This is a genomic window from Pectinatus frisingensis (assembly GCF_015732285.1).
GTDB lineage: Bacteria > Bacillota > Negativicutes > Selenomonadales > Selenomonadaceae > Pectinatus > Pectinatus frisingensis.
On sequence record NZ_WIQU01000042.1, the window covers coordinates 125,657 to 150,582 of the forward strand.

24 protein-coding genes are annotated in these 24,926 nt (G+C 39.7%); 18 read left to right on the forward strand and 6 right to left on the reverse strand.

The window, feature by feature from the left end; genetic code table 11:
* Nucleotides 1–14: 14 nt before the first annotated feature.
* A complete protein-coding gene (obgE, locus tag I6751_RS07830) occupies nt 15–1,295 on the reverse strand; it encodes a GTPase ObgE (RefSeq protein WP_196591152.1) in 1,281 nt (426 codons plus the stop codon).
* 242 nt (nt 1,296–1,537) lie between these two features.
* Here obgE and I6751_RS07835 point away from each other — a divergent pair, with 242 nt between their 5' ends.
* The 15 genes from I6751_RS07835 to I6751_RS07905 all read left to right on the forward strand — a co-directional run bounded on the left by I6751_RS07835 (nt 1,538) and on the right by I6751_RS07905 (nt 15,807).
* Complete coding sequence (locus tag I6751_RS07835) at nt 1,538–2,275, forward strand: WecB/TagA/CpsF family glycosyltransferase (protein ID WP_229711465.1); 738 nt, start codon at nt 1,538–1,540, stop codon at nt 2,273–2,275.
* A 151-nt stretch (nt 2,276–2,426) separates the two neighbouring features.
* A complete protein-coding gene (locus I6751_RS07840; protein ID WP_196591153.1) occupies nt 2,427–3,056 on the forward strand; it encodes a phosphatidylserine decarboxylase family protein in 630 nt (209 codons plus the stop codon).
* Entirely contained in the window at nt 3,053–3,820 is a 768-nt protein-coding gene (locus I6751_RS07845; RefSeq protein ID WP_182188637.1) for a CDP-alcohol phosphatidyltransferase family protein, read from the forward strand. The genes I6751_RS07840 and I6751_RS07845 overlap by 4 nt, the downstream gene beginning before the upstream one ends.
* A 63-nt stretch (nt 3,821–3,883) precedes the next feature.
* Nucleotides 3,884–5,116: a glycosyltransferase family 2 protein gene (locus I6751_RS07850; RefSeq protein ID WP_196591154.1), complete on the forward strand. Its 1,233-nt coding sequence runs from the start codon at nt 3,884–3,886 to the stop codon at nt 5,114–5,116.
* 81 nt (nt 5,117–5,197) lie between these two features.
* Nucleotides 5,198–6,130, forward strand: a complete 933-nt coding sequence (locus I6751_RS07855; protein WP_196591184.1) for a sugar-binding transcriptional regulator — start codon at nt 5,198–5,200, stop codon at nt 6,128–6,130.
* Between the two features lie 268 nt (nt 6,131–6,398).
* The gene (deoC, locus tag I6751_RS07860) at nt 6,399–7,043 is read left to right on the forward strand and encodes a deoxyribose-phosphate aldolase (protein WP_196591155.1); all 645 of its coding nucleotides are present in this window, start codon (nt 6,399–6,401) and stop codon (nt 7,041–7,043) included.
* A 69-nt stretch (nt 7,044–7,112) separates the two neighbouring features.
* Entirely contained in the window at nt 7,113–8,420 is a 1,308-nt protein-coding gene (gene fucP / locus I6751_RS07865; RefSeq protein WP_182188202.1) for an L-fucose:H+ symporter permease, read from the forward strand.
* Between the two features lie 21 nt (nt 8,421–8,441).
* Nucleotides 8,442–9,464, forward strand: coding sequence for an aldose 1-epimerase family protein (locus I6751_RS07870; RefSeq protein WP_196591156.1), 1,023 nt, complete (start codon nt 8,442–8,444; stop codon nt 9,462–9,464).
* An 11-nt stretch (nt 9,465–9,475) separates the two neighbouring features.
* Nucleotides 9,476–10,390 (forward strand): ribokinase, encoded by a 915-nt coding sequence (gene rbsK, locus I6751_RS07875; protein WP_196591157.1) that lies wholly within the window; start codon nt 9,476–9,478, stop codon nt 10,388–10,390.
* 262 nt (nt 10,391–10,652) lie between these two features.
* Nucleotides 10,653–11,036, forward strand: coding sequence for a 6-carboxytetrahydropterin synthase QueD (gene queD, locus I6751_RS07880; RefSeq protein ID WP_182188205.1), 384 nt, complete (start codon nt 10,653–10,655; stop codon nt 11,034–11,036).
* Nucleotides 11,033–11,740 carry a 7-carboxy-7-deazaguanine synthase QueE gene (locus I6751_RS07885; protein WP_196591158.1) on the forward strand — a complete coding sequence of 236 codons (708 nt, stop codon included), beginning with the start codon at nt 11,033–11,035 and terminating at the stop codon, nt 11,738–11,740. The genes queD and I6751_RS07885 overlap by 4 nt, the downstream gene beginning before the upstream one ends.
* Before the next feature lie 4 nt (nt 11,741–11,744).
* Nucleotides 11,745–12,491, forward strand: a complete 747-nt coding sequence (gene surE, locus I6751_RS07890; protein WP_182188207.1) for a 5'/3'-nucleotidase SurE — start codon at nt 11,745–11,747, stop codon at nt 12,489–12,491.
* A gap of 122 nt (nt 12,492–12,613) precedes the next feature.
* Nucleotides 12,614–13,855, forward strand: coding sequence for an adenosylhomocysteinase (locus tag I6751_RS07895; RefSeq protein ID WP_182188208.1), 1,242 nt, complete (start codon nt 12,614–12,616; stop codon nt 13,853–13,855).
* A gap of 36 nt (nt 13,856–13,891) precedes the next feature.
* Nucleotides 13,892–15,181, forward strand: coding sequence for an amidohydrolase (locus tag I6751_RS07900; RefSeq protein ID WP_196591159.1), 1,290 nt, complete (start codon nt 13,892–13,894; stop codon nt 15,179–15,181).
* A 35-nt stretch (nt 15,182–15,216) separates the two neighbouring features.
* Nucleotides 15,217–15,807 carry a ribonuclease H1 domain-containing protein gene (locus tag I6751_RS07905; protein ID WP_196591160.1) on the forward strand — a complete coding sequence of 197 codons (591 nt, stop codon included), beginning with the start codon at nt 15,217–15,219 and terminating at the stop codon, nt 15,805–15,807.
* Nucleotides 15,808–15,972: 165 nt separating this feature from the next.
* Here the strand turns inward: I6751_RS07905 and I6751_RS07910 are convergent, their stop codons facing one another.
* Entirely contained in the window at nt 15,973–16,902 is a 930-nt protein-coding gene (locus I6751_RS07910; RefSeq protein ID WP_196591161.1) for a hypothetical protein, read from the reverse strand.
* Between the two features lie 29 nt (nt 16,903–16,931).
* Nucleotides 16,932–17,957: a hypothetical protein gene (locus I6751_RS07915; RefSeq protein WP_196599065.1), complete on the reverse strand. Its 1,026-nt coding sequence runs from the start codon at nt 17,955–17,957 to the stop codon at nt 16,932–16,934.
* A 265-nt stretch (nt 17,958–18,222) separates the two neighbouring features.
* On the opposite strand from I6751_RS07915, the gene I6751_RS07920 reads away from it, so the two are divergent.
* The 3 genes from I6751_RS07920 (at nt 18,223) to I6751_RS07930 (ending at nt 22,187) form a co-directional block, all read left to right on the forward strand.
* Complete coding sequence (locus I6751_RS07920) at nt 18,223–20,253, forward strand: LTA synthase family protein (protein ID WP_196591163.1); 2,031 nt, start codon at nt 18,223–18,225, stop codon at nt 20,251–20,253.
* Nucleotides 20,254–20,336: 83 nt separating this feature from the next.
* Nucleotides 20,337–21,443 carry a redox-regulated ATPase YchF gene (gene ychF / locus I6751_RS07925; protein WP_196591164.1) on the forward strand — a complete coding sequence of 369 codons (1,107 nt, stop codon included), beginning with the start codon at nt 20,337–20,339 and terminating at the stop codon, nt 21,441–21,443.
* Nucleotides 21,444–21,479: 36 nt separating this feature from the next.
* Nucleotides 21,480–22,187 carry an SIMPL domain-containing protein gene (locus tag I6751_RS07930; RefSeq protein ID WP_196591165.1) on the forward strand — a complete coding sequence of 236 codons (708 nt, stop codon included), beginning with the start codon at nt 21,480–21,482 and terminating at the stop codon, nt 22,185–22,187.
* A gap of 52 nt (nt 22,188–22,239) precedes the next feature.
* Here the strand turns inward: I6751_RS07930 and I6751_RS07935 are convergent, their stop codons facing one another.
* From I6751_RS07935 to I6751_RS07945, 3 genes are all read right to left on the reverse strand, one after another.
* Nucleotides 22,240–23,319 carry an iron-containing alcohol dehydrogenase family protein gene (locus I6751_RS07935; RefSeq protein ID WP_196591166.1) on the reverse strand — a complete coding sequence of 360 codons (1,080 nt, stop codon included), beginning with the start codon at nt 23,317–23,319 and terminating at the stop codon, nt 22,240–22,242.
* A gap of 6 nt (nt 23,320–23,325) precedes the next feature.
* Entirely contained in the window at nt 23,326–24,165 is an 840-nt protein-coding gene (gene folK, locus I6751_RS07940; RefSeq protein ID WP_196591167.1) for a 2-amino-4-hydroxy-6-hydroxymethyldihydropteridine diphosphokinase, read from the reverse strand.
* 78 nt (nt 24,166–24,243) lie between these two features.
* On the reverse strand, nt 24,244–24,741 hold the full coding sequence (locus tag I6751_RS07945) for an HD domain-containing protein (protein WP_196591168.1): 498 nt from the start codon (nt 24,739–24,741) through the stop codon (nt 24,244–24,246).
* Between the last annotated feature and the right edge of the window lie 185 nt (nt 24,742–24,926).

Below are 24,926 nucleotides of genomic sequence, written 5' to 3' on the forward strand. Positions count from 1 at the left end.
ATCCTCCAAATAGGTTATTCCTTAAATTCAAATTCCATGGCACCGATGTGGACCGTATCGCCCTCTTTTATACCTTTTTGTTTAAGTTTGTTATCAATTTGCTTCATTCTCCAGATATATTGAAAACGGCGTAGTGCCTCATCATTAGCAAAATTAGTCATAGCGACAAGCTTCTCTATTGCTTTGCCGGAAACAACAAAATCACCGGTCATATCACGGGAAATTTTTACTTCATCGGCTGTATCTTTGGTGACATCGTACAATTTGACTGAGTCTTCTGTTTCCGGTACAGCGGTATAATTAAGCAGCATCGTATAAACATGCTTGATAAGATCAGACAAACCCTGCTTAGTAGCAGCTGAAATAGGGAACAATGCCATTTTTTCCTGTTTCGCAAGAGCTATAAGGCGCGGCAGATTTTCCTGCGCCTGAGGCAGGTCGATTTTGTTAGCTGCGATAACCTGGGGCATTTTTGTTAATTTATCAGCGTACAAGCCAAGTTCTTTATTTATTTTATGAAAATCATCCACAGGATCACGGCCTTCAATACCAGAAGCATCAATTATATGAATTAATATTTTGGTACGTTCAATATGGCGCAGAAAATCGTGCCCAAGGCCGACACCTTCGGCAGCGCCGTCAATCAGACCGGGAATGTCAGCCATAACAAAACTTTGCTCAGGACCAACATTTACGACGCCAAGAATAGGTGATAACGTGGTAAAATGATATTCGGCAATTTCAGGGCGGGCTGCTGACACTGCAGCAATCAGACTGGATTTACCGACGCTGGGGTAACCAATAAGTCCCACGTCTGCTAAAACCTTCAATTCTAAAAGTAAATTTTTGCTTTCGCCGGGTTCACCGAGCTCGGCAAAAGTAGGTGCACGATTGGCACTGTTGGAAAAACGGGCATTACCGCGTCCACCACGTCCACCAGAGCAGATGAGAGCAGTTTCATTTTCAGCTGTCAGATCAGCAAGAACAACACCAGTATCCTCATCTTTAATAATAGTTCCTGCTGGTACTTTTATCAATAAATCGGGAGCATTTTTACCAAACTGATTTTTTATATCACCATTGCCGCCATTTTTACCGACAAACTTGCGATTATAGCGAAAATCGAGTAAAGTATTTATATTGCGGTCAACGATAAATACAATGTTGGCACCTTTACCACCGTCACCACCGCTGGGGCCGCCTTTAGGAACAAATTTTTCGCGGCGGAAGGCAGATTTACCGTTGCCGCCGTCACCGGCTTTTACCGTGACTTTAGTTCTATCTATGAATTTCATTTTAAATCTCCTGGTTGTAATGGTTTATAATGAGTTGACCAAATGAATAATTGTAAAAAAGGTCTATCTATCAAACAATATCAGAAAATACTATATTTGTAAAGACAGCAGAAAAAACATAGATACTTTTTGAATTATTTTCTGATAAATAGTTTACCATACTTTGACTAATATGATAAAATATTTTACTAGCCTGTGTGGGACTGAGAAAAATAAAAGATTTAACTAAAAGGAGAAATACATTGTTTACAACAGTCAATATATTAGGAGTGACGGTGGCATCGCTGACGATGCAGGAAGCTGTGCAGACAGCAGGGCACTTTATTGAAGGAAACAGTAAAGCAATGATAGCCACAGCTAATGCAGAAATGATCATGCGGGCAGCACATGATGAAAAACTGAAAGAAATACTCAATAAAGCTGATTTAGTAGTGCCGGATGGGGCAGGTACGGTATGGGCTTCTAATTATTTGGGCGTGTCTATGCCAGAACGTGTTGCAGGGTTTGATTTAGTGCAGAATTTATTAAAGATGGCCCCAGAAAAAAACTGGCGGATTTTTTTCTTCGGTTCGGCACCGGGAGTCGCCGAAAAAGCTAAGGCTAAGGCAGAACAGGATTATCCGGGAATAAATATTGTCGGGACCAGAAATGGTTTCTTTACTGATGCCGATACCGCTGCGATAATCAATCGGATAAATGACACTGCTCCGCATATATTATTGGCGGCATTGGGGGTTCCAAAACAAGAAAAATGGCTGTATGCAAATTTGGGGAAATTAAACTGCCCGCTTTCCATTGGAGTGGGAGGAACTCTTGATGTGATGGCTGGAGTGATGAAACGGGCGCCATTATGGATGCAAAAGGCAAAGTTAGAATGGTTGTTTCGCGGAATAATGCAGCCGCAGCGGGCTGGCCGCTTATTGGCACTGCCTAAATTTGTCGGAGCCGTTCATTTATGGAAAAAGCACCATAATCAGTAGACAAAAAAACCTTATTATACTATAATTAGTGTGTTATAGAGGAATAGTAGCTATACATGAATAATTATTTAGTTTTTAGGAAAGCACTGGTTAATAAGTCTGTGAATTGGTCAGTCAAATGCTTTCTCAAATATATAAAGAGGTAATAAAAATGAATATTGTCAAGGAAGGATATAAATTCATCGGCGCTGCCACGGTTTTGGCAGCAGCTGCATATGTGTTTGTAAGTCCTTATGCAGCAATAGTTCCAGGTGTTTTGGCTGCTTTTTTTACATTCTTCTTTAGAAATCCGAAAAGAATAATACCTGACGATGACACCGCTATCGTTTCACCGGCGGACGGCAAGGTCATGAGTGTATCGGATGTAGAAGATGACGATTTTGTTAAAGGCCGCTGCAAGAAAGTAGTAATATTCTTATCGGTTTTTAACGTGCATGTGAACCGCAGTCCTATGAGAGGCGAAATCAAACTACAACAATATACCTGCGGTCGTTTTCGTCCGGCATATAAAAATAGTGTCGGATTTGAAAATGAACGTCATATGATTGGTATAGATAACGGCAAAATGCGGATAACTGTCACGCAGATTGCCGGCATTTTAGCCCGGCGCATTGTATCATGGGTTACATTGAACGATACATTGACAAGGGGTGAATTATACGGCCTGATAAAATTTGGTTCCTGTACAGAGGTCGTAGTACCGAACAATGTCGATATCACTGTAAAAAAGGGTGATAAAGTCGTTGGCGGAGAAACAATAATTGGGAGGATAAAAAAATAATGAGTAAAGCATGGATACCGAATATCTGTACATCGTTAAATTTGGTATTTGGTATACTGGCCATATTTATGATGATTATGGGGGGCGTCAAATTTGGACCTTTGATCGATGGCCCTATATGTATTCTGCTGGCGCTGGCAGCAGACGGACTTGACGGACGTTTAGCCCGTTATCTGGGAACGGCAAATGAACTTGGAAAGGAAATGGATTCACTGTGTGATGTAGTTTCATTTGGCACAGCACCTGGCGTTATGTCGGTACTGTTTACATTGTCGGTTGTTAGTATGGCGGCAATGAAAGCAGGAATACCACCGGCAAATCTGCAATACTTTTTGTATTTCAGTATAGCTGCCGGTGTTATTTATGCTGTCTGTGGTATGTGGCGTCTGGCAAGGTTCAATATTAATGCTGCTGTCGTTCATGGTTATTTTATGGGTCTGCCTATTCCGGCAGGTGGCTGCATAATAGCAACAGCAACTATGTTGATTGCCAATTTGCCGTTTATACCGCCAATGGCGGTTGGTTATGCTGCACCGGTAGTTGTCATTATTCTTGGTTTGTTGATGGTCAGCCGTATACATTACCCTGATTTTAAGGGAACCGGTGAACGAATAAATGTTATAGCACTTATTATATCTTTACTGTTTGCACTGGGTGTTATCTACTTGTGCCGCTCTGCGTTTCCGTTTGCAGTGTTGTTTGCTATCTTTTCCACATATGCCGTATTGGGTATTTTAAATACTATCTTCAATAAAATCGCATGAGGCGGCTTTATTTATTAGCGGCAAAATATATTTTAAGATATACGGCCAAAGGGGAAACTGCTGATGACATACGTTCTTGATGGCATTATGCTGCCAATTCAAGTGATTATCTTCTTGTTCACTATATACTATTTTTTTATCGGCTTTTTTGGATTGTGGCGGCGCAAAGAGGTTAAAATTCTTACACCACAAAAAACATTTGCGATAATTGTGGCGGCACATAATGAAAAAGCTGTTATCGGTCAGCTGATTGATAATTTAAGAGAACTGGATTATCCTAAAAATTTATATGACATTTTTGTTATTGCGGATAACTGTACCGATAATACGGCACAAATAGCAAGAGATCATGGCGGAACTGTACATGAACGTGTTGATAAGGAAAAACACGGCAAGGGTTTTGCTTTGGAATGGATGTTTGATCGTTTATTCAAAATGAAGCGAGAATACGATGCAGTTACTATTTTTGATGCGGATAATCTGGTACATAAACGATTCCTTTTAGAAATGAATAATCGGTTATGTAAAGGCGACAGAGTTATACAAGGTTATCTTGACTCTAAAAATCCTTATGATACATGGGTATCAGGAACATTTTCAATTGCATTCTGGGTCATTGACCATATTTGGCATCTGGCTAAGACTAATATAGGATTATCTTCTGTATTAGGCGGTACGGGAATGTGCATTTCGACTGATGTACTGCACAAATATGGCTGGGGGGCTACCTGTCTTACGGAAGATATGGAATTTACGATGAAAGCTCTGGTGGAAGGAATAAAAACTACATGGGCACATGATGCCATTGTTTATGATGAAAAACCGCTTACCTTTATGCAGTCATGGCGTCAGCGCAAGCGTTGGGCACAAGGTCAGTTTGATGTGGCACATCGTTTTATCCCCAAAATGATTAAAGCGGGAATAAAAAAGCATGATATACGCATATTGGACGGCTGTCTGCATTTATTGCAGCCTCATTTTCTGCTTATTTCCACGTTCTTTGTCATAATGAGCTATATTCAGATGGGAATCGGTCACCCAATATTCACGAATATGTATCAGTTTTTGCCGTCGGCTCTATTAACGGTGATTACCCTTGGACAATATATATTGCCAATCATTATATTACTTAAAATACATGTGAAACCAAAAGCATGGCTGTACCTTATTTTGTATCCGGTGTTCATATACAGTTGGATACCAATTGTATTTTTAGGATTTTTACATCGCAACGAACATGAATGGAGTCATACACAGCATACACGTGCTGTGTCTTATGATGATATTATGCATTGAGTATAGGAAAAAGCTATTGCGGCATTTTGCTGCAATAGTTTTTTTAAAACAAAAAATATGGTTATTATGTTGGTGGAGAATATGGAAAATAATAAAGAAAAATTGAGTATAGACATAGCAAAATTGTATTATAAATCTAATTATAGCCAGCAACAGATAGCAACTGAATTGAATATTTCCCGACCAACAGTTTCACGGCTTTTGCAATATGCCAGAGATAAAAAATTCGTTCAAATAAATATTATTGATCCGGTGGAAGACAGTGGTAATTTAGAGCGGCTGATAGCGGATAAATATGATTTGGAGGATGTTAAGATAGCTTATGCGCCTATTAATACTCGTGATGAAATCAAAAAAACGATTGGCGCAAAAGGTGCGGATTATCTGTATGATATAACTAAAGATGGAGATATAATAGGCGTAAGCTGGGGACTGACAATTTATAATGTTGCCCTTAATTTGCGGCCTAAGACGTTAAAAGGAATACAGATAGTACAGCTGAAGGGTGGTGTCAGCCATTCACAAAGTAATACCTATGCATATGAGGTAGTAGGATTGTTTTCGGAAGCGTTTGCCACGGTAGGACAGTACCTTCCATTGCCGCTTATGTTTGACAATGTGAAAGTAAAGGAATTAGTAGAAAGTGACTGCCATATAAAAAGAATTTTGGAATTGGGACGACAGGCAAATATAGCAGTATTTACAGTTGGTACAGTGATGGATGATGCATTATTATTTCGCCTTGGATATATAGGGGAGAAAGATAAAAAAATGTTAAAACAAAAAGCTGTAGGTGATATATGTTCTCGTTTTTTTGATGCAGACGGGAGCTTATGTGATGAGTCACTTGATAAACGAACTGTGGGAATAAAACTAGAAGAATTGAAAAATAAGGAAAAGAGGATACTTGTCGCTGGCAGTCAGCGTAAGATACCGGCCATTAAGGCAGCATTAATAGGGAAATTCGCAAATGTTTTGATAACTGATCAGTATACGGCACACGAATTGATTTGATTAGATTTTATATAATCCTGTATTGAAATTAGATGGATACTATTTTGCATAATTTCAATACAGGATTTATTTTTATTTTGGTATAATCATTTGTTCTTATTTAAATAATAATATGATTATATAATTATTCCCTTATTTACAATGGTTTGTTAATTAAATATATTAAATAATTTAAATATGAAATTAATTGCAAAATACTATTTACATAAGTTCACAAAAGTGTTAGTATTAAAGCGTAATTTAAATAGATAATATTTTGGAGGTAAATATGGATTACTCGAAAATTATTGACCACACTTTGTTAAAAACAGATGCGACCAAAAAAGATTTGGATAAACTGCTGAAAGAAGCAAAAGAATACAAGTTCGCATCAGTATGTGTCAGCCCGATTTGGGTAAGTTATTGCTCTGCACAGTTAAAAGGCAGCGGTGTGAATGTATGCACAGTGATCGGTTTTCCCCAAGGTGCCACGCCTACTGCCGTTAAGGTTTTTGAAACAAATCAGGCGATAAGCGATGGGGCAGCGGAAGTAGACATGGTAATTTCAGTGGGCAAGTTAAAAGATGCTGACAATGAATATGTAAAGAATGATATAAAAGCGGTAGTGGATGCAGCACGGGGAAAAGCATTAACAAAGGTTATCATTGAAGCATGCCTGTTGACCGACGAAGAAAAAGTACGTGCTTGTAAACTGGCCGTGGCAGCCGGAGCTGATTTTGTGAAAACATCTACAGGCTTTTCCACGGGCGGGGCAACAAAGCAAGATGTGGCACTTATGAAAAAAACAGTCGGCAACAATGCCAGGATAAAAGCGGCCGGTGGAATCCGCAATAGAAAAGAAGCCGATGAAATGATAGCTGCCGGAGCACAACGGTTGGGAACCAGCCACGGTGTGGATATTGTAAAAGGATAAAATCGACTGGGTATATTGGGCAACTTAAAGCATTGTTCCGGTATACCCGCAATTACAGGGGGAAATTTGATGGGCATTAATGATACAAAATTATTGCAATGCGATGATGGATATTTAAATAAAACACCGATTTTTCAATTTATTTTATTATCGTGCCTGTTCCCATTATGGGGAGCGGCTGCTAGTCTGAATGACATACTGATAACGCAATTTAAAAGTGTGTTTGTTTTAAGTGATTTTGCTAGTGCATTGGTACAAAGTGCTTTTTATGGCGGATATTTTTTAATATCCATTCCGGCATCAATGGTTATAAAAAAGACTACTTATAAAACAGCAATTTTATGCGGACTGATATTTTATATTGTCGGATGTAGTTTATTTTTTCCAGCGTCTACTATGGCCACTTATACAATGTTTTTGTTTGCTGTTTTTTCTATTGCAATAGGATTGGGATTTTTGGAAACAGCATCAAATACTTACAGCACTATGCTGGGACCACGTCGATATGCAACATTACGGCTTAATATAAGCCAGACTTTTTATCCTATAGGTGCAGCTGCGGGGATACTATTAGGAAAATATCTGATATTTCAAAACGGAGCTAGTTTAACGACACAAATGGCTGGACTGAGTGCGGATCAGCTTCATTTGTTTAAGCTGCAAATGTTGCAGCACACATTGGAACCGTACCGAATAATGATATTTATTTTATTGGCGGTATTTGTCTTATTCCTTTTTACTAAATATCCTAAATGTAAAACTGTCGAAAAAAATGATAGCATTAATAATAATGTGGGAATTATTGAAACTTTAAAATATCTTGTAAAAAATAGTAAATTCAAAAAAGGCATTGCCGCACAATTTTTGTATGTCGGAATGCAGGTCGCAGTCTGGTCATTTACGATAAGGCTGGCGTTGGTACTTGATAAAAGTATAAACGAACGAATGGCTGCTGACTTTATGGTAATCAGTTATGCATGTTTTTTTGCAGGGAAATTTATAGCTAATTTCTTAATAGCAAAATTTTCTGCAAATAAAGTTTTATTGGCCTATTCAGTAATCGGATGTTTATTGATTTTGTATGTTTCCTTTATACCAAGTTTCACTGCTGTGTATGCAGCTGTTGCCATAAGCATCCTGATGGGACCCTGCTGGGCTACTATTTATGCAGAAACATTAGATTCTGTTGAAAAAAAATATACTGAAACAGCTGGTGCTATTTTGGTGATGTCGATAATAGGTGCAGCCTGTGTTCCTGCTGTACAGGGGCTGGTATCTGATATAACGGGGTCAATGCAGTTTTCTTTTATCGTCAATTTTTTCTGTTTTGCCTATGTCGGTTATTATTTTTATAAAAAGATGCATAATGAAGCGTGATTAAAAAAGGAGTGTTTGAAAATGAGAAATAAGATATTCTTAAAACGCAGCTTTTTTACCTCAAAAACTACGGAAATTTTTAAAAATGAGGAATTTACGGTAGAAATATTTATTTATTCGTCTGGTGTAGAAGCTATAAAAATAAATAACAGCCGCGGATATGTGATAGTTTTACCCTATATGGGACAGATTATATGGGACGTGAATTTTGATGGGATAGACCTGCGAATGAAGAATATGTTTTCTCAGCCTAAACCGGCCGGATGCATAATAGACACTTATGGTTGTTTTGCTTTTCACTCTGGATTGCTGTCTAACGGTTGTCCGTCACCAGAAGATACTCACATCATGCATGGAGAAATGTCCTGTGCAGTAATAGATGAAGCATGGCTGGAAATAGACGAAACAGGTATCACTGTAACAGGAAAATATGAATACTGTCAGGGATTTGGTTATCACTATATTGCCAATCCATCTGTTGAACTGAATAGAAACAGTACGAAGATAAAAATTGGTATGAAGGTAAAAAATCTTACAAGCATAATGATGCCGCTTCAATATATGTGTCATATGAATTATGCATATGTTGATAATGCCGTAATTACATCTAATATACCCGAGAAAGCTTTTAAACTGCGTGAATCAATCCCCGCTCATGTTAAGCCCACTCCTAAATGGATTAAATATAATGAAGATATAAAACAGATGCAAAAAACAGGAAAAACACTGACTAAACTTGAACAGTCCGATATGTATGATCCTGAAATAGTATTTATGGCAGACGATGTCAAAAAATATGCGGCAAGGGCTGTTTTTGAAATGGATTCTCCTAAGGGATACGGATTCGCTACAGAATTTTCAACAAGTGATTTTCCTTGTGCGACAAGATGGATCATGTATAATGGGGATTTGCAGGTGGCGGCTTTTGTACTGCCGGCTACCTGCAGGCCGGAAGGATTTTTAGCCGCGAAGAAAGCGGGTACATTGGTAATGCTTGAACCTAACGAAGAAAAGACTTTTTCAGTGCTCACCGGGAAAAAATAGGAGGCAGTATTTTGAAAATAGCAGTAATTGGTTCCAATATGGTCGACCTGATATCTTATATTGACAGAATGCCGGCAGATGGAGAAACCCTGGAAGCACCGGAATTTTCTCTGGGATGTGGGGGGAAAGGTGCCAACCAAGCTGTGGCAGCAGCAAAATATGGCAGTAATGTTATGATGCTGACAAAGGTTGGTAATGATATATTTGCTGATAATACAATTAATAACTTAAAGAAATATAATATAGATACTACGTATGCTGAGCGAGTTAATAATGTTTCGAGCGGAGTTGCACCGATATTTGTCGATGCGTCGGGACAAAACAGAATTTTAATAATTAAGGGAGCCAATAAATGTTTATTACCGGCTGATATTGATAAGGCTGCAGAAAGTTTAAAAAAATGCAGCATTTTGATATTGCAATTGGAAATCAATTTAGAAACGGTATACCATGCAATCGAATTTGGCAGTAAAAATAATATTCCGGTTCTGCTAAATCCTGCTCCGGGAAATGCCGGGCTGGATATAAAAAAAATTTGTAAATGTGATTTTTTTGTTCCTAATGAAACAGAGCTTTCCATTATTACAGGAATGCCCACAAATACAGAAGAAAATATAAAAAAGGCGGCACTGACATTAATAGAAAAAGGTATAAAAAATGTCATTGTTACGATGGGTGCCAGAGGTTCCATGTGGGTTACAGAGGGAAAAATACAATGCCTGAAAGCGTTTAAAGTAGATGCAGTAGATACTTCCGGTGCTGGTGATGCTTTTATCGGATGCTTTGCCAGTTGCTATGTAAAAAATCATGACGTACTAAAATCAATGCGGGAAGCCAGTGCTTTTTCTGCACTGAGTGTAATGAAAAAGGGAACACAGATATCATATCCGGAAAAAGAAGCTGTGCAGGACTTATTGACTGAATAATAGTAATTGTGGATTTTTAATAAAGGGGACTGTCGCACGAACGGCATTGACCTCATAAAAATGCAGCCTACCACCGCTATGCGGTTCTCGTTCTTCTAAAGAAGGATAAGGAGAATGGAAGATTGTATATTTATGAGCGAAAATGCTCACATGCGGCAGTCTTTTTGCTGTACCGGTATAATCAATAAATATTGCGTATTTTAGTAAAATATTTTAATTATATGTTATAATTTTAAATAGCGAGGTTGTGAGGAGGTAAAAAATGTTTGAATTATCAATTAGAGATAGTTTTGGCGCAGCCCATCGCATTGTGGGTTATCCGGGGAAATGTGATAATCTGCACGGTCATAACTGGATAGTAGAAGTCGTTGTATATGGGAATAAGTTGGATAAACTCGGAATGCTGGTTGACTTTAAAAAACTAAAAAAAGCATTAAGAGAGGTAATAGACTGCCTTGACCACCATTATTTAAATGAACTGGAACCTTTTGCTGCGGTGAATCCATCAGCGGAAAATATATCGGCTTATATATATCATAGTTTAGCGATAAATGAAATGATTAAGGATAAGTGCCGGGTAAAATTTGTCAAGGTATGGGAAACAGAAAAATCAGCAGCAACCTATTACGGGGAAATGGCAAAATGAAGATACCTATAAGTGAAGTATTTTCTTCGGTGCAGGGTGAGGGTAAGTATATCGGCTGCCGTCAGTTATTCATCAGATTTGTCGGCTGCAATTTAGATTGCGGCTACTGTGATACAGAAGATATGCTGGCTGTTAATAAATGCAATTTGGAAGATGCTGATTGTCTGGCTAATCCTGTTGAACTCAGGACGATTTTGCCGTATATTAAAAAAAGACTGCAAAAAAAACATCATTCGATCAGTCTGACAGGTGGAGAGCCATTGTTATATCCGGACTTTATCAACGCATTGGCGGAACAAACCGCAGTACCTTTATTTTTAGAAACAAATGGTACTTTATCTGAACAATTGACGAAAGTAATTGACAATATTGATATTGTCAGTATGGATTTTAAACTCCCGGATGCTGTTGGTGTTGATTTGTGGGCACAGCATGAAAAATTTTTGTACATAGCCAGACAAAAGGATGTCTATGTCAAAATTGTGGTGGCAAAGGAAACGGCAGATAATGATTTTGCTGCGGCAATAGATTTATTGGGCAGAGTTGACAAAAAAATTTTGCTTATACTGCAGCCGGTAACGCCTTGCGATGGATATACGGCACCGTCACCGAAAAAACTGTTGATATGGCAGGAAAAGGCTTTGGAAAAATTATGTGATGTGCGGATAATCGGACAGACTCATAAATTGATAGGATTGAGGTGATATTGTGAAAAAAATTTTATTAGTGAATGATGATGGTATAAATGCACCGGGGATCCTTACCATGGCCAAGGTATTAAGTGATGATTATGATGTGCGTGTTGTAGCACCGGCTGCCCAGCAAAGTGGAATGTCGCAGGCTATATCGGCGCATAGGAAGATAAAGGTAAAGAAAGCTGATATTGGCCTGCCGGTCGAAGCTTTCAGGGTATTTGGCACACCGACAGACTGTACTAAGCTGGCGATTGAAGTCCTTTATGAGCATGACCTGCCGGATATTGTATTATCCGGCATAAATGACGGCGGAAACCTGGGTACTGACATATTGTATTCAGGAACGGTCGGCGCGGCTATGGAGGGGCATTTACATGGGATATTGTCAATAGCTGTGTCACGTGTAGTCGGTTCGCAGTTAAGCTTTGCTGAGGCCGCAGCAATATTCAAGAAAAAATTACCTGAATTTAAACAGGAAAGACCATATATGTATAATGTTAATTTTCCTAAAAAAATACAAGATCCTTTTAATGTTTTTTATTATACTAAACAAGGTTACCGCAAATACCATAATGAATATGGCAGGGAAATAGATGCAGATGGTGATATCTGCTATTTTATGAATGGCACACCAAATGATGAGGGCAATCTGGCCGGCAGTGATGTATGGGCTGTGCAAAATGGGTTCGTTTCTATAACTCCGCTGAAGGTAGGACGAACAAATAAAAAATTGTTGGACAAGCTGTCAGCCGATAATTAAATTGGCCTGTAATCGTCAGAAACTGTTAAAATTTGTTTTATTTTGAAACACTCATATACTTTTACAGATTGATAGCAATGCAGTATAAATTAATGATTTATTATATACAGGGGGCATTTTTAATGGAATCAATGATTCGCGATATTAAACTGGCACCATCAGGACATGACAAAATTGAATGGGTAAAGAATTTTATGCCGGTACTGAACCATATCGATGCAGAATATTCAAAAACCAAGCCGTTCGCCGGTAAAAAAATGGTCATAACAATGCACTTGGAAGCAAAGACGGCTTATCTGGGAATTGTATTGATGCATGCCGGGGCTGAACTTACAGTGACCGGCAGCAATCCACTGTCAACGCAGGATGATGTGGCAGCAGCCTTAGCAGAAGAAGGCGCTACGGTATTAGCTTGGCACGATTGCACCGAGACTGAATATGATATGTTTATTAATAAGGCGCTCGATACACAGCCGGATATGATTATTGACGATGGTGGCGATTTAGTTGCTCATCTGCACGGTGACCGTAAGGAACTGGCTAAAAAAATCATCGGCGGCAGTGAAGAAACCACTACAGGCGTGATCCGTCTGCATGCTCTGGCTGATGCCGGCAAGCTCAATTTTCCAATGGTCGCGGCTAATGATGCCTATTGCAAATACTTATTTGACAATCGTTATGGAACAGGCCAATCGACATGGGATGGCATTATGCGTACGACTAATCTGGTAATAGCCGGTAAAAATGTGGTAATAGCTGGTTATGGCTGGTGTGGCAAAGGGGCAGCAATGCGAGCTAAGGGACTTGGCGCTAAAGTTATAATTACCGAGGTAGATCCGATAAAAGCAATTGAAGCTGTATTTGACGGTTTCCGGGTGATGCCGATGCAGGAAGCTGCAAAAATCGGCGATATATTCCTTACTTTGACCGGCTGCAAAGACGTAATACGTAAAGAGCATTTTGCCGTCATGAAAAATGGGGCGGTGCTGGCCAATTCTGGTCATTTCGATGTGGAAATAAATAAAATTGATTTAATGCAAGGGGCAGTTTCAAAGCGGCCTGTACGTAAAAATATCGAAGAATATAAACAAAAAGATGGCAGGAAATTGTATCTTTTGGCAGAAGGACGTTTAGTAAACTTAGCGGCCGGAGACGGACATCCTGCTGAAATAATGGATTTATCCTTTGGCGTACAGTTTTTCTCGGCACTGTATATTTTGAAAAACCATCAGAATATGGAAAATAAAGTATATCTGATGCCTAATGAAATCAATATAAAACTTGCCAATATAAAGCTTGCTTCACTTAATACGGATATTGATAAACTCACTCAGGAACAACACGATTATCTGCATAAAGCCTGAGACCGGATATTATCATAAGGGGGTTGTAAGGCAGTAATGAATACATTAATAAAGAATATTTTGACAGTTTTACCTGATGGTACGATAAAAAAAATAGCTATAGCGATAAAGAATGACGTCATTTCATCTGTGGGGGATGTGCCACCTAATTTCGTTGCCGACAGCATAATAGAAGGACAGGGCAAGCTGGCCATTCCCGGTTTTGTCAATGCACATACCCATGTATCGATGACTTTGCTTAGAAGTTATGCTGATGACATGAAGCTGATGGATTGGCTGAATAACAAAATCTGGCCGGTGGAAGCCAAAATGAATAAAGATGACATTTATTGGGGTGCCATGCTGGGCATAGCGGAGATGATTAAAACAGGAACGACTACATTTGCTGATATGTACGGTGACATGGAAAAAGTAGCTGAAGCAGTCGAAACTACCGGTATAAGGGCAGTATTATCACGCGGCATGATTGGTACGGCACCTAATGGCATGACAGCTCTGCAGGATAATTGCACTTTGTTTGAAAATTATAACGGTGCGGCTGATGGCAGGATAAGCGTGATGTTCGGACCACATGCGCCATATACCTGTCCGCCGGATTTTCTTGAAAAAGTCATTGATAAGGCGCAGCGGTATAAAGCGGAAATTCATATCCACCTGGCGGAAACTATTGGTGAGGTCAATGACTGTATAAAGCAATACAAAAAGACACCGATGGCTTTGATGGAATCGGTCGGCCTTTTGGATTGTGGTGTTCTGGCAGCACACTGTGTTCATGTAAATGACGAAGATATAGCCATAATGAAAAAGCATCATGTGCGTGTTGCCCATAATCCCGGCAGTAATCTTAAACTGGCCAGCGGCATAGCACCGGTCGATAAATTATTAAAAGCCGGTGTTTGTGTCGGATTGGGAACGGATGGCGCATCCAGCAATAACAATCTTGATATGCTGGAAGAGATAAATCTGGCAGCACTTATTCACAAAGCGGCTGTTCTTGATCCGCTTGTCGTCCCGGCATTTACTGCGCTGCAGATGGGAACAAGCTATGGCGCTGCGGCAGTGGGTCTTAACAACACCGGTAAACTGCAGACAGGAATGAAGGCTGATATAACACTTATCTCTATGCAGGGAACACAATGGACACCTTGTTATGATGCAGTATCACTACTAGTATATTCGGCTAATGCCGGGATGGTCGATACCGTTTTGGTAAATGGGAAATTACTTTTGGACAAAGGACGGCTTATTACCATTGATGAAGAAAAAGTGTTATATGAAGTGAATAAAAGTGCACAGAGACTGACCGGCAAGACCTTATTGGCATGAATAGTATAAAAAGCTGACAGTAAAAGGAGAATAACTTGGCTGCAAAGAAAAATTTTTATGCTGTTAAAAATGGCCGTAGAAATGGTATATATAAAACATGGCATCAATGTAAAGAACAGATAGACCATTTTACCGGAGCTCTTTATAAAGGGTTTGTCACGCTGCAGGAAGCTGAGGATTACTTAGGTGATGTGTCTGACGGGCAATCGAATAATAATGCAGACTGTTATTGTATCTATGTTGATGGATCCTATGCAGCAGGCAGATATAGCTGGGCGATAGCGGTATTTTATAATGCCGAACTCATACATAGTGACAGCGGTGTCGGACGATCGGCGGAAAATGCCCAGATGAATAATGTGGCCGGTGAGATAGAGGCTGCCATGCAGGCAGTAAGCTGGGCTGAAAAAAACAATATTGGGAAAATAGTTATTTACCATGATTACATCGGGATATCGGAGTGGGCTGAAGGCCGATGGAAAGCCAACATGCCTGGAACACAGCAATATGCAGCTTTTATGTCCAGCCGCCGTAAATGGGTCAGTTTTAAAAAGGTTACCGGACATACTGGAGTAAAAGGTAATGAACTTGTGGATAGATTAGCTAAAAAAGCATTGGGAATATAAAAATAAAAAAGGCTGTCACGCATAGACATTTTCATCCATAAATATGCAATGTACCACTATTGTGTATGCCTTAAAACGGCATACACAATAGTGCACACGTATTTGTATGAAGTCAATGTCATCTGAGTGGCAGCCTTTTTGTGGTATAGTGTGAATGTAGAAAACTTATAGTGCATTTGCATTGTTTGAAACTGAAGCGGCAGATTGCGAAGCAGTACCGATCTGATAGCGATCCACCCAATTGGGCTGATTGTCCGTATATTGCTTCAGCATACGAAATTCCATATCTTCCTTACTGTCCGGTATTATTGACATATAATTCCCGGATAAAGAAGCATTATTGGATTTCCAGCCGTCAGCCGGAGTCCATTCGGAATAAGAAGTAATTTTATAGCTGTAAGAAGATAGATTAAAAACTTTTTTATAAAATTTTATATCAATAATTGAACCACCGCTGTCATTGCGGTTTTCCTGCCATATCCAAACAAAAACATCGTTGCCGGTTTTTCGTATAGTCGTGGTATCAGCCGTTGCCGATGTGGCAGCTGTTGCATCAACCTTGCGCCAAAGTGTAATCCAGCGGTCAGCGGCTTTAGTTCTGGCGGTTTCACCTTGATTGAAAACCTGATCGACGATAGCATCATAAAAATTCTCATCGAATGATTGGGAATTGATTTCTTTCAAACGAGGTTTATCATACCAATGTGATGCTAAAACGGTACCGTTTTTGTTATAGAATATTTCTTCCAAATATTCAAGAGTACGTCCCTGAGGGTTTATTCGTATAAGAGCCAGACTGTAGTTTAGATCACTACTGTTGGGGATTTCCTTGCTAAGCCCCATGGACGGAACCGTTTCAGCGGCACCGGCACCTGTATAAGCAGTTTTGATCCATGCCTCAATACAGGTCGGTACGCCGTTTTGTCTTGCGACGACACGGACTCTTTCCGGAGCATAAAATTTCCCATATCGGTCATCTGATGTTATCCAGGACCAATTAGTTTCGGCATCAGCCGCTTGAGCATACACCGGGCCGATGCTGGTAATAAATAAAGCCAATAAAGAAAAGATTGCAAACATAATATATTTTTTCATATAGGGTACCTCATTCATATCTTAAATCATTATAGAAAAAAAGAAAAAACGACAACAAGAATAATAATCAGGAACACCATTATACTAAGACAGCCGGTTTTACCCAAAGATTTTTTCCCGCTGGTATTTGTATATTGTAATTCCCGCAGTGGTTTTTTTGTTGTGGGAGTGGGCTGGTAAACAGGCAGATCGGCAGCGGCTTTTTTGTCCAAATCAGGTATTTTTACAATTTTATTCTTTAATTCCAGAGCCTTTGAAGGAACAAAAATATCATTTTTCGATATTATAAACACAGATGGTTTTTGATCGGAGACGGCTTGGGAGACAGAATGTATTTCATCGGATATCGCGATTTTGTCAGTATTTCTATTGCCCGATGACACAGCAGTGGGATTTCCCGGAGAAGATTCATTGATAACTTTTGCCGTAAGCGGCAGGAACTTTTCATCAAAGTGATTTTTGAGAAAAGCAGTCGCTGATTTGTAAGCAATTGTCCTCACTCCGCCGGCTTTATAACCGGCGGGCAGTCCTTCCACAGTGCCAAATGTGCAAAGATGCTCACCCTTGTAATTGTTTATTGAACGCATCAGACGTTTGTCAGCAATTGCAGCCGCGGCATATTTATAGAATATATCTTTGTAAGGATGTGAATCCAGATTGGATTTTTTATCGCCGGACAAAAATTTGTATACGGTGAAAACAAAAAAAGCCGCTTTGTTTTCGGATAAAAGATTTTTGAATATCGTGTTATATAAAGCACGATTGCCAATATACTGTGAAAAATATATATCCCATCTTTCAGCAAAAGCAGTCAGGCCGGCAGGCGGAGCAATATCGTCTTTGCCCTGAATGAGGCATGCCACATCATCACTGCTGGCCCCGTCAGGGATAGTAAGACCGGCAGCCGATGCCTGTTCAAGCAGAATCGCACTTGGGGGATCAAAAGGAATTTCTTCACAGATGAACGGCGGTAAAAGTTTTTTGATTATTGCTTTTTGTTTGGCGATAACGTCAGAACGCGCTATAATATCGAGAGTCCGTATACGTTTTGTCATATAGTGTTTGCCTTTTACTTTATATCTATGCCAGGCCATGAATAATAACTTCCTTTTCCACAAGTTTAACTTTTTACTATCAGAGTTCTAAAAATTAATATTAACTCTATTTTATCATAAAGCGAGTTCTTTCGATATATTTTAGCTGATTAATTAAAAAAATATCTGTCAGGAGTTTATTCTTTACAAATTCATTATCTTGATTAGTATAGAATGATATGTTAATATGTCACATATTAATTCCAGTAGGAAAGGCCGCGTACATATGCTGAAGAAATTTTTGGGACTGAGTGTTGATAATGCTTGGAACAGCATTTTTATTTTTTGGGTCAACGGATTAAAATGCTACTTATTCTTTTGGGTGATTTTGTCAATTTTTCGGATAGTATTTATTGCTGATATGCACAGTTACATGTCGCTGCAGATAAATGCTGACGATATCAAAAAAGCTCTGGTCCTGGGAATGCAGATGAGCATGCAGACAGTGGGGGTATTGACGATTTTTGATTTATTGTTTTTGGGAATCGGCAATATATTTTCACATCACCGGGGCAGACAGTTTTTAAACATTATCATGCTGCTGCAGCTCATGGCGGTTTCAATACTTTTTGTTGCCAGATTTCCCTTTTATCGTACTTATCACAGTGGATTCAATCAAATGCTGTTCACCGGTATGCACGAAGACTGGGTGGCATTGTTTTGGACTATGGTGGATCAGTTTGATTTGCCGGTTCGCTTATTAGGAGCAGTGGTTCTTACTATAGTGCTGTTTTATTTATGGCGAAAATTTTTGGATTGGAATGTTACGGCATATTTGCCGGTTAAATGGCTGCCGCTGCGCTGGAAAGGCCGGATAGTATTTTTGCTGCTGGTGTATTTTATTGCACGTTTGTCATTATTCAGCGGCAGTTGGAGTTGGCAGACACAGATAGACTGGGAAAATTCGGCAATTACAAAAGATGATTTTTTAAATGAGGCAATACTTGACGATGGGCAGGCGATATACAGGGCCTATCGGTTAAAACAGCGCAGTGCTGCCAGCAATGGGCTTAGTTATACAGCTGATGATATAAGAGATTTTGCCAGATATTTGAGTGGGAAAAATATACAAAGCGACAATCTTAATGATTATTTGTCTAAACAAGCGCAGGGACCTGTAATAACCAAACCCAGACATATTTTCCTGTTGATTTCAGAAAGCTATGCCAATTGGCCTTTGCTGCCGGAGTATGACAATCTGCATATAGCCGATGGAATGAAATCGGTTATCGGTGAAAATGATACAGCTTATTGTAAGGCCTTTCTGCCCAATGGTTCAAGCACTGTCAATGCTCTTATGGGGGTCGTGACAGGATTTGCCGATGCCAATCTTTATTTGACAACAATGGTAGATAAGATGCAGCAACCGTACTCTACAGCTATTGCGCCGCAATTAAAAAAACTTGGCTATACAACAAAATTTTATTATGCCGGACCATCTTCCTGGGAAAATATCGGCCGGTTTACCAAAGCTCAGGGATTCGACAACTTTTATAGCCGCAGTGATATTACAGAAACTTCCAAGGGAAGCGTATGGGGGGCAGATGACAAAGATCTTTACAATTTGGTTCTTGATGATACGGATGGGCGCAGTTCTTTTAATGTTATACTGAATGTATCTAATCATTCTCCATTCGAGGTTGATTTAAAAGCCAATGGTTTTGATTCGGCAGGGGTCAAAAATGCACTGGAACCGCAATATCAAAACGATGATGAACTGTTGAAAGAATTGGGGCATTTTTGGTATGCCGATAAGATGATGAGTGATTTCATTGCGGTAATGCGGCAGAAATATCCCGATAGTTTGTTTTTGATTGTCGGTGACCATGCCGACCGTTATAATATAGAAAAAACACCTACGATGTATAAACGTTATGTGATACCATTTATAATGACTGGTGATGGTGTCAATAAAAAGCTGTTTTCTCAGGATGATGTCGGCAGCCAGATCGATATATTCCCAACTTTAATGGAACTTATAGCGCCAAAAGGATTCACCTATTATTCTGTGGGCAGAAGCCTGACACTCGGTAATAAAATAGCTGCCAATTATGCCTTTGCAATAACAGATGGTCATATCGGCCGCACTGATGAATCCGAGTATATGCCGGAAAAATTTCTCCCTGATAAACCATCTCCTGATGCGGCAGCAGTAATGAAATATACTGATGCCATAAGGGGAATTTCGTGGTGGGCGGCAAAATACGGCAGCCATATTGCAGTAAATCAGGTACAGACTGCGGCTGTATCACCATAAAGGTCACTTTAAATTTTTGCCGAAGCAATGTATAATAATATATTAATAGCAGTTAAATATACTATGATGAAGGAGAATTCATATTGAGTAACTTGGAAGTTGGAATTATTGGTCTGCCAAATGTTGGAAAAAGTACATTATTTAATGCGATAACAAAGGCAGGTGCCGAAGCGGCCAATTATCCTTTTTGCACTATAGAACCCAACGTGGGGGTCGTTGATGTCCCTGACAAAAGATTGCAGGTGCTGCATGGAATGTATAATTCAAAAAAAACAACACCGGCATCAATTCGTTTTGTCGATATTGCCGGACTGGTTAAAGGAGCGGCACAAGGAGAAGGATTGGGCAATAAGTTTTTGTCGCATATACGTCAGGTGGATGCTGTGGCGCATGTGGTGCGTTGCTTTAACGACGGGAATATAACTCATGTAGAGGGGTCTATCGATCCATTGCGCGACATAGATATAGTCAATACGGAATTGTGTCTGGCTGATATGGAAACGGTAGAAAAACGTCTTGAAAAAGCCAGCCGGGCCGCAAAAAGCGGTGCAAAGGAAGCCAAGACGGAAGAAATAATGCTCAAAAAAGTGTATGAACTTCTTTCTGACGGACAGCCGGCTCGTCGGGCCAAACTTTCTGATGATGAAATAATAATGATTGGTGAACTTAATCTGCTGACACGCAAACCAACGCTGTTTATTGCTAATGTGGCAGAAGATGAAGCGGGTACGGCTGGTCAGAAAAATCCTTATGTACAAAAGGTCAAAGAATATGCCGCACAGGAAAAGGCAGAAGTAGTCGTGATTTCGGCTAAAGTGGAAGCGGAAATTGCTGAACTTGATGATATCGAAGCCGGTGAGTTTCTTAAAGAAATGGGTTTGTCGGAATCGGGACTTAATCGTTTAATAAAAGCCGCTTTTAAATTACTGGGACTTTTGACATTTTTGACGGCAGGACCTGATGAATGTCGGGCCTGGACAATAACCAAGGGGACGAAAGCACCACAGGCCGCCGGTAAGATTCACACTGATATTGAACGTGGTTTTATTCGTGCCGAAATAGTTAATTATAATGATTTAGTTGCTGCAGGGAGTACCAATGCAGCTAAGGAAAAAGGTCAGGTTCGCCTTGAAGGTAAGGATTATGTCATGCAGGATGGCGATGTGACTTATTTTAGATTTAATGTGTAAATCCAATTTGATTTTTATGAAAAGGAGACGGAGTATATGAAGAAAATCCAGATGATGTTATTGATGATGCTGTTCGTACTGCCCTTTGCGGTCAGTCCATCAATAGCCGGTGCGGAGGCTGCACCACGGACGATAAGTGTCGAGGGAGAATCAAGTTTTTATGTGACACCGGACCAGGCATCAGTTGAAATTGGCATAGAAACGACCGGAACAACGGCCGCTGATGCTTCACGCAAAAATGCTGCGGTTATGACTGATATCCAAAATGCCTTATATGGCATAGGATTCACACAAAAAGATATTAAAACAGCTTCATATGATTTCTATCCGGTGTATGATAAGGATAACTCACAGCGGATAACAGGATATAAGGCTGAAAATACTGTCGTTGTCACAACAAATGATATCAATAATGTCGGCAGTATAATCGATACAGCCGTAAAAAATGGTGCCAGTAATGTCAACTCGGTGAAATTCAGTCTGAAAGATGTACAAAAATATAAAGATTCGGCATTAAAGGCGGCCGTGATTGATGCCAAACAAAAATCCAAGGCAATAGCCGGAGAACTTGGCAAGAGCATTGTCAATGTAGTAAGTGCCAGCGAAAGTAATATCTATGTGGAAAATCGGGCTGCGGGAGTTTCTTTTAAAGCAATGAATGCCGATATGGCGGCACCTACACCTATAAGTGCCAAGGACTTGCAGGTTTCAGCCAGAGTAAGTGTGACTTTTGAAATAAATTAAATATATTATAATAAACAGCCCCCATACGGAAGGCTGTTTTTTATAATATATTTTAATAAATCTGTAATTGATGATATTTTTCTAAAGCATCAATCGATGTTCTGATTTTTGCAATATCTATGGGGTATGGTGCATAAGGAATATATTTATCCTGGCCAATCAATGTGGTGAATTTTTCTTTATAATCGGTATCTACAGTAATATCCGACAGACACAGCGGCAATCCGACTTGTTTATTAAAGTCATATACCTTATTGCGCTCAGTGATCTGTTCGTCCATAGTCAATAAAAATAACACACCATAGGCGACTATTTCACCATGCATATGTTTTTCACATCCGGGCAGCTGGGTGCGGGCAATGTAAACGGCATGAGCCATGCTGCTGTTGTAACGATTATCAACTAACACTGATACCAGACCGGTATTGATGATGATTGTAAGAACAACTTGTTCAAAATCAGCTGATATGGTGTGAGACATAGCTGCTTTTAGGGCAGACAGACCGTATTTTAGTAATAATTGCGAGCAATTACGGCTGATCTGGATTCCCAGTTCATTTTCATGATGGAGCTGATCATTGCGTGAATTGAAACCAGCTTCATACTGCTTAGATAAAGCATCACCAATACCTGCCCGCAGGTACATCAAAGGCGCTTCGGTAATTATTTTGGTGTTGATAAAAGCATGTATGGCCGGCTGACGGCCGAAGTAAAACTCACCGAAAGTACCGTCATCATTATAAAGTATACATAAAGATGTCACGGCAGCGCAATTGGAAGCAATTGTGGGAAAGGTGAACACAGGTTTGTGCAATTTGTCGGCAGCGGCCTTGGCTGTATCGACGGCTCGGCCACCGCCGACGGCAAATATCATATCAGCATCATACACTGATGGATCACGGATTAGTTTATCAATGTTTTTATGAGTGGCATTACCGCCAAACCAAATAAAGCCGATTATTTTCAATTGAGAATCGGTCAGCGCATCTGAAAGATCATTTTTTGCCTTTTGCAAAGCGGTTTTTCCGCCGATCACTACAGCTGTTCTGCCATAGGCGAGGCATATGGAGTCAATCTTTGCATAGGCATCGATACCGGCAGTGTAACTGGGAAGAAAAGTTGTGGAACTCATATAGATTCACTCCTTTATTATATGTAAGTCATCTTGGGGAAAAGTATTGCATAATTCACATATGGCTTTATTAGAAACCGGATGAATCTTGTAAGGAGCAATTTGGTTCAACGGTATCATCACAAAATCCCGGTTTAGCATATCCCTGTGCGGAATCGTAAGATTTTCATCATCCATTATGATATTGTCATACAAGAGTATATCAAGATCCAAAGTACGCGGCCCCCAGTGTATCGTTCGTTTCCGTCCGGCGGCCTGCTCGATTTTATGCAATGTATCCAGTAATTCATATGGTGATAATAAAGTCTGCAAACCCAGTACTCCATTGAGAAAATCAGCCTGTTGAACGTTACCGTAAGGCGTTGATTCACATAGATCTGAAATGGTTTCCAGCCGTATCTGGGGAAAAAGTTTTAGTGCTTTTACGGCATGATCGATATATGCTGCCCGATCACCGATATTTGAGCCAAAAGAAATAAACACTTCATGCCAAGAACGGCTGATGGTCACTGCTACTTCTTTTAACGGCAAGCCAATTGGTGCACCAGGCTTTCTGATAGACAGAATAATTTTCTTTATTGAAGGAAATTTTAGTAATATTTGTTCGGCTAGTTGCTCAGCGGCGGTTTCGATCAGTTTTACGGTATGCGCCTTAGTATAGTCATTGATAAAATGACAAACATCGGCATAATTGACAGTGGCAGATAAATCATCTTTTATACCTGCCCGGCGGGTAGAAAGAACAAGCTGTGCCGTTATAAAAAAATTCTGGCCCAGCTTATTTTCCTCCGGTAAAACACCGTGAAAGGCATAAACCGATAAATCATTTATTGTTATTATATCCATATAGGTTCCTTTCTGCTGTCGAATAAAAAAATGAAGTCAGGAATGCGGCAGACAGTAATTAATTGCCGCATAAAAAAACTAATAGATCAATGTACTGCGCCGCTTTTCTTTCGGCCAGTTACATTGATCAGAAACCATGCAGCAAAAACAGTTGCGGCTCATTTTATCGGCACGATAGATGAGACCGGACAAATTTTGCTCGGCTTTAACGGCAGGATCACGATGACTTTTTATTGCATTGCTGATAATACTTGTTTCTTTGACGGAAAATTTGCAATCCATGAGAATGATTCGTGCTATGGGTACACTGGCGGCAGAGTGATCAACCTCAGTTTCGTATTGTACGCAGCGGCCGATATCGTGTAAAAGTGCTGCGGCATAAATCATTTCTTCATCAATGTGGTAATGCTCTTTATTGTTGATTATCGCAGCAATGCGTGCTACGGCAAGAAAGTGGGCAATGTCATGGTGACAAAAATGCCGGTTTTTTTCCCATAGAAGAATTTGTTTATAATGTTTATGAAATAATGGGTGCTGTAAAATGAGATTATACCTAGGAATGTAAATTTGTTTCATATTGACCGATATCCTTATTGCCTGATATTATAGAACAATATTGTATTCTGTGCGGCAAGGCAGATTCCCTGCAATATAATAGACTTTTATAAGGCACATTTGTATATAAAAAGACTTCAATAAGCTTATTACATCAGCTAATGATTGACTTTAATTGTAAGTATAATATAATGAATAATGCAGTC

Bases quoted from the DNA above. Each gene is read 5' to 3' on its own strand.
- I6751_RS07920 (WP_196591163.1), top strand. From the start codon at position 18,223: ATGCTGAAGAAATTTTTGGGACTGAGTGTTGATAATGCTTGGAACAGC.
- folK (WP_196591167.1), bottom strand. From the start codon at position 24,165: ATGGATATAATAACAATAAATGATTTATCGGTTTATGCCTTTCACGGT.
- I6751_RS07850 (WP_196591154.1), top strand. From the start codon at position 3,884: ATGACATACGTTCTTGATGGCATTATGCTGCCAATTCAAGTGATTATC.
- I6751_RS07885 (WP_196591158.1), top strand. From the start codon at position 11,033: ATGAAGATACCTATAAGTGAAGTATTTTCTTCGGTGCAGGGTGAGGGT.
- I6751_RS07910 (WP_196591161.1), bottom strand. From the start codon at position 16,902: ATGAAAAAATATATTATGTTTGCAATCTTTTCTTTATTGGCTTTATTT.
- deoC (WP_196591155.1), top strand. From the start codon at position 6,399: ATGGATTACTCGAAAATTATTGACCACACTTTGTTAAAAACAGATGCG.
- I6751_RS07915 (WP_196599065.1), bottom strand. From the start codon at position 17,957: ATGACAAAACGTATACGGACTCTCGATATTATAGCGCGTTCTGACGTT.
- I6751_RS07935 (WP_196591166.1), bottom strand. From the start codon at position 23,319: ATGAGTTCCACAACTTTTCTTCCCAGTTACACTGCCGGTATCGATGCC.
- I6751_RS07870 (WP_196591156.1), top strand. From the start codon at position 8,442: ATGAGAAATAAGATATTCTTAAAACGCAGCTTTTTTACCTCAAAAACT.
- I6751_RS07930 (WP_196591165.1), top strand. From the start codon at position 21,480: ATGAAGAAAATCCAGATGATGTTATTGATGATGCTGTTCGTACTGCCC.
- I6751_RS07855 (WP_196591184.1), top strand. From the start codon at position 5,198: ATGGAAAATAATAAAGAAAAATTGAGTATAGACATAGCAAAATTGTAT.
- obgE (WP_196591152.1), bottom strand. From the start codon at position 1,295: ATGAAATTCATAGATAGAACTAAAGTCACGGTAAAAGCCGGTGACGGC.
- I6751_RS07895 (WP_182188208.1), top strand. From the start codon at position 12,614: ATGGAATCAATGATTCGCGATATTAAACTGGCACCATCAGGACATGAC.
- I6751_RS07945 (WP_196591168.1), bottom strand. From the start codon at position 24,741: ATGAAACAAATTTACATTCCTAGGTATAATCTCATTTTACAGCACCCA.
- fucP (WP_182188202.1), top strand. From the start codon at position 7,113: ATGGGCATTAATGATACAAAATTATTGCAATGCGATGATGGATATTTA.
- I6751_RS07840 (WP_196591153.1), top strand. From the start codon at position 2,427: ATGAATATTGTCAAGGAAGGATATAAATTCATCGGCGCTGCCACGGTT.
- I6751_RS07900 (WP_196591159.1), top strand. From the start codon at position 13,892: ATGAATACATTAATAAAGAATATTTTGACAGTTTTACCTGATGGTACG.
- queD (WP_182188205.1), top strand. From the start codon at position 10,653: ATGTTTGAATTATCAATTAGAGATAGTTTTGGCGCAGCCCATCGCATT.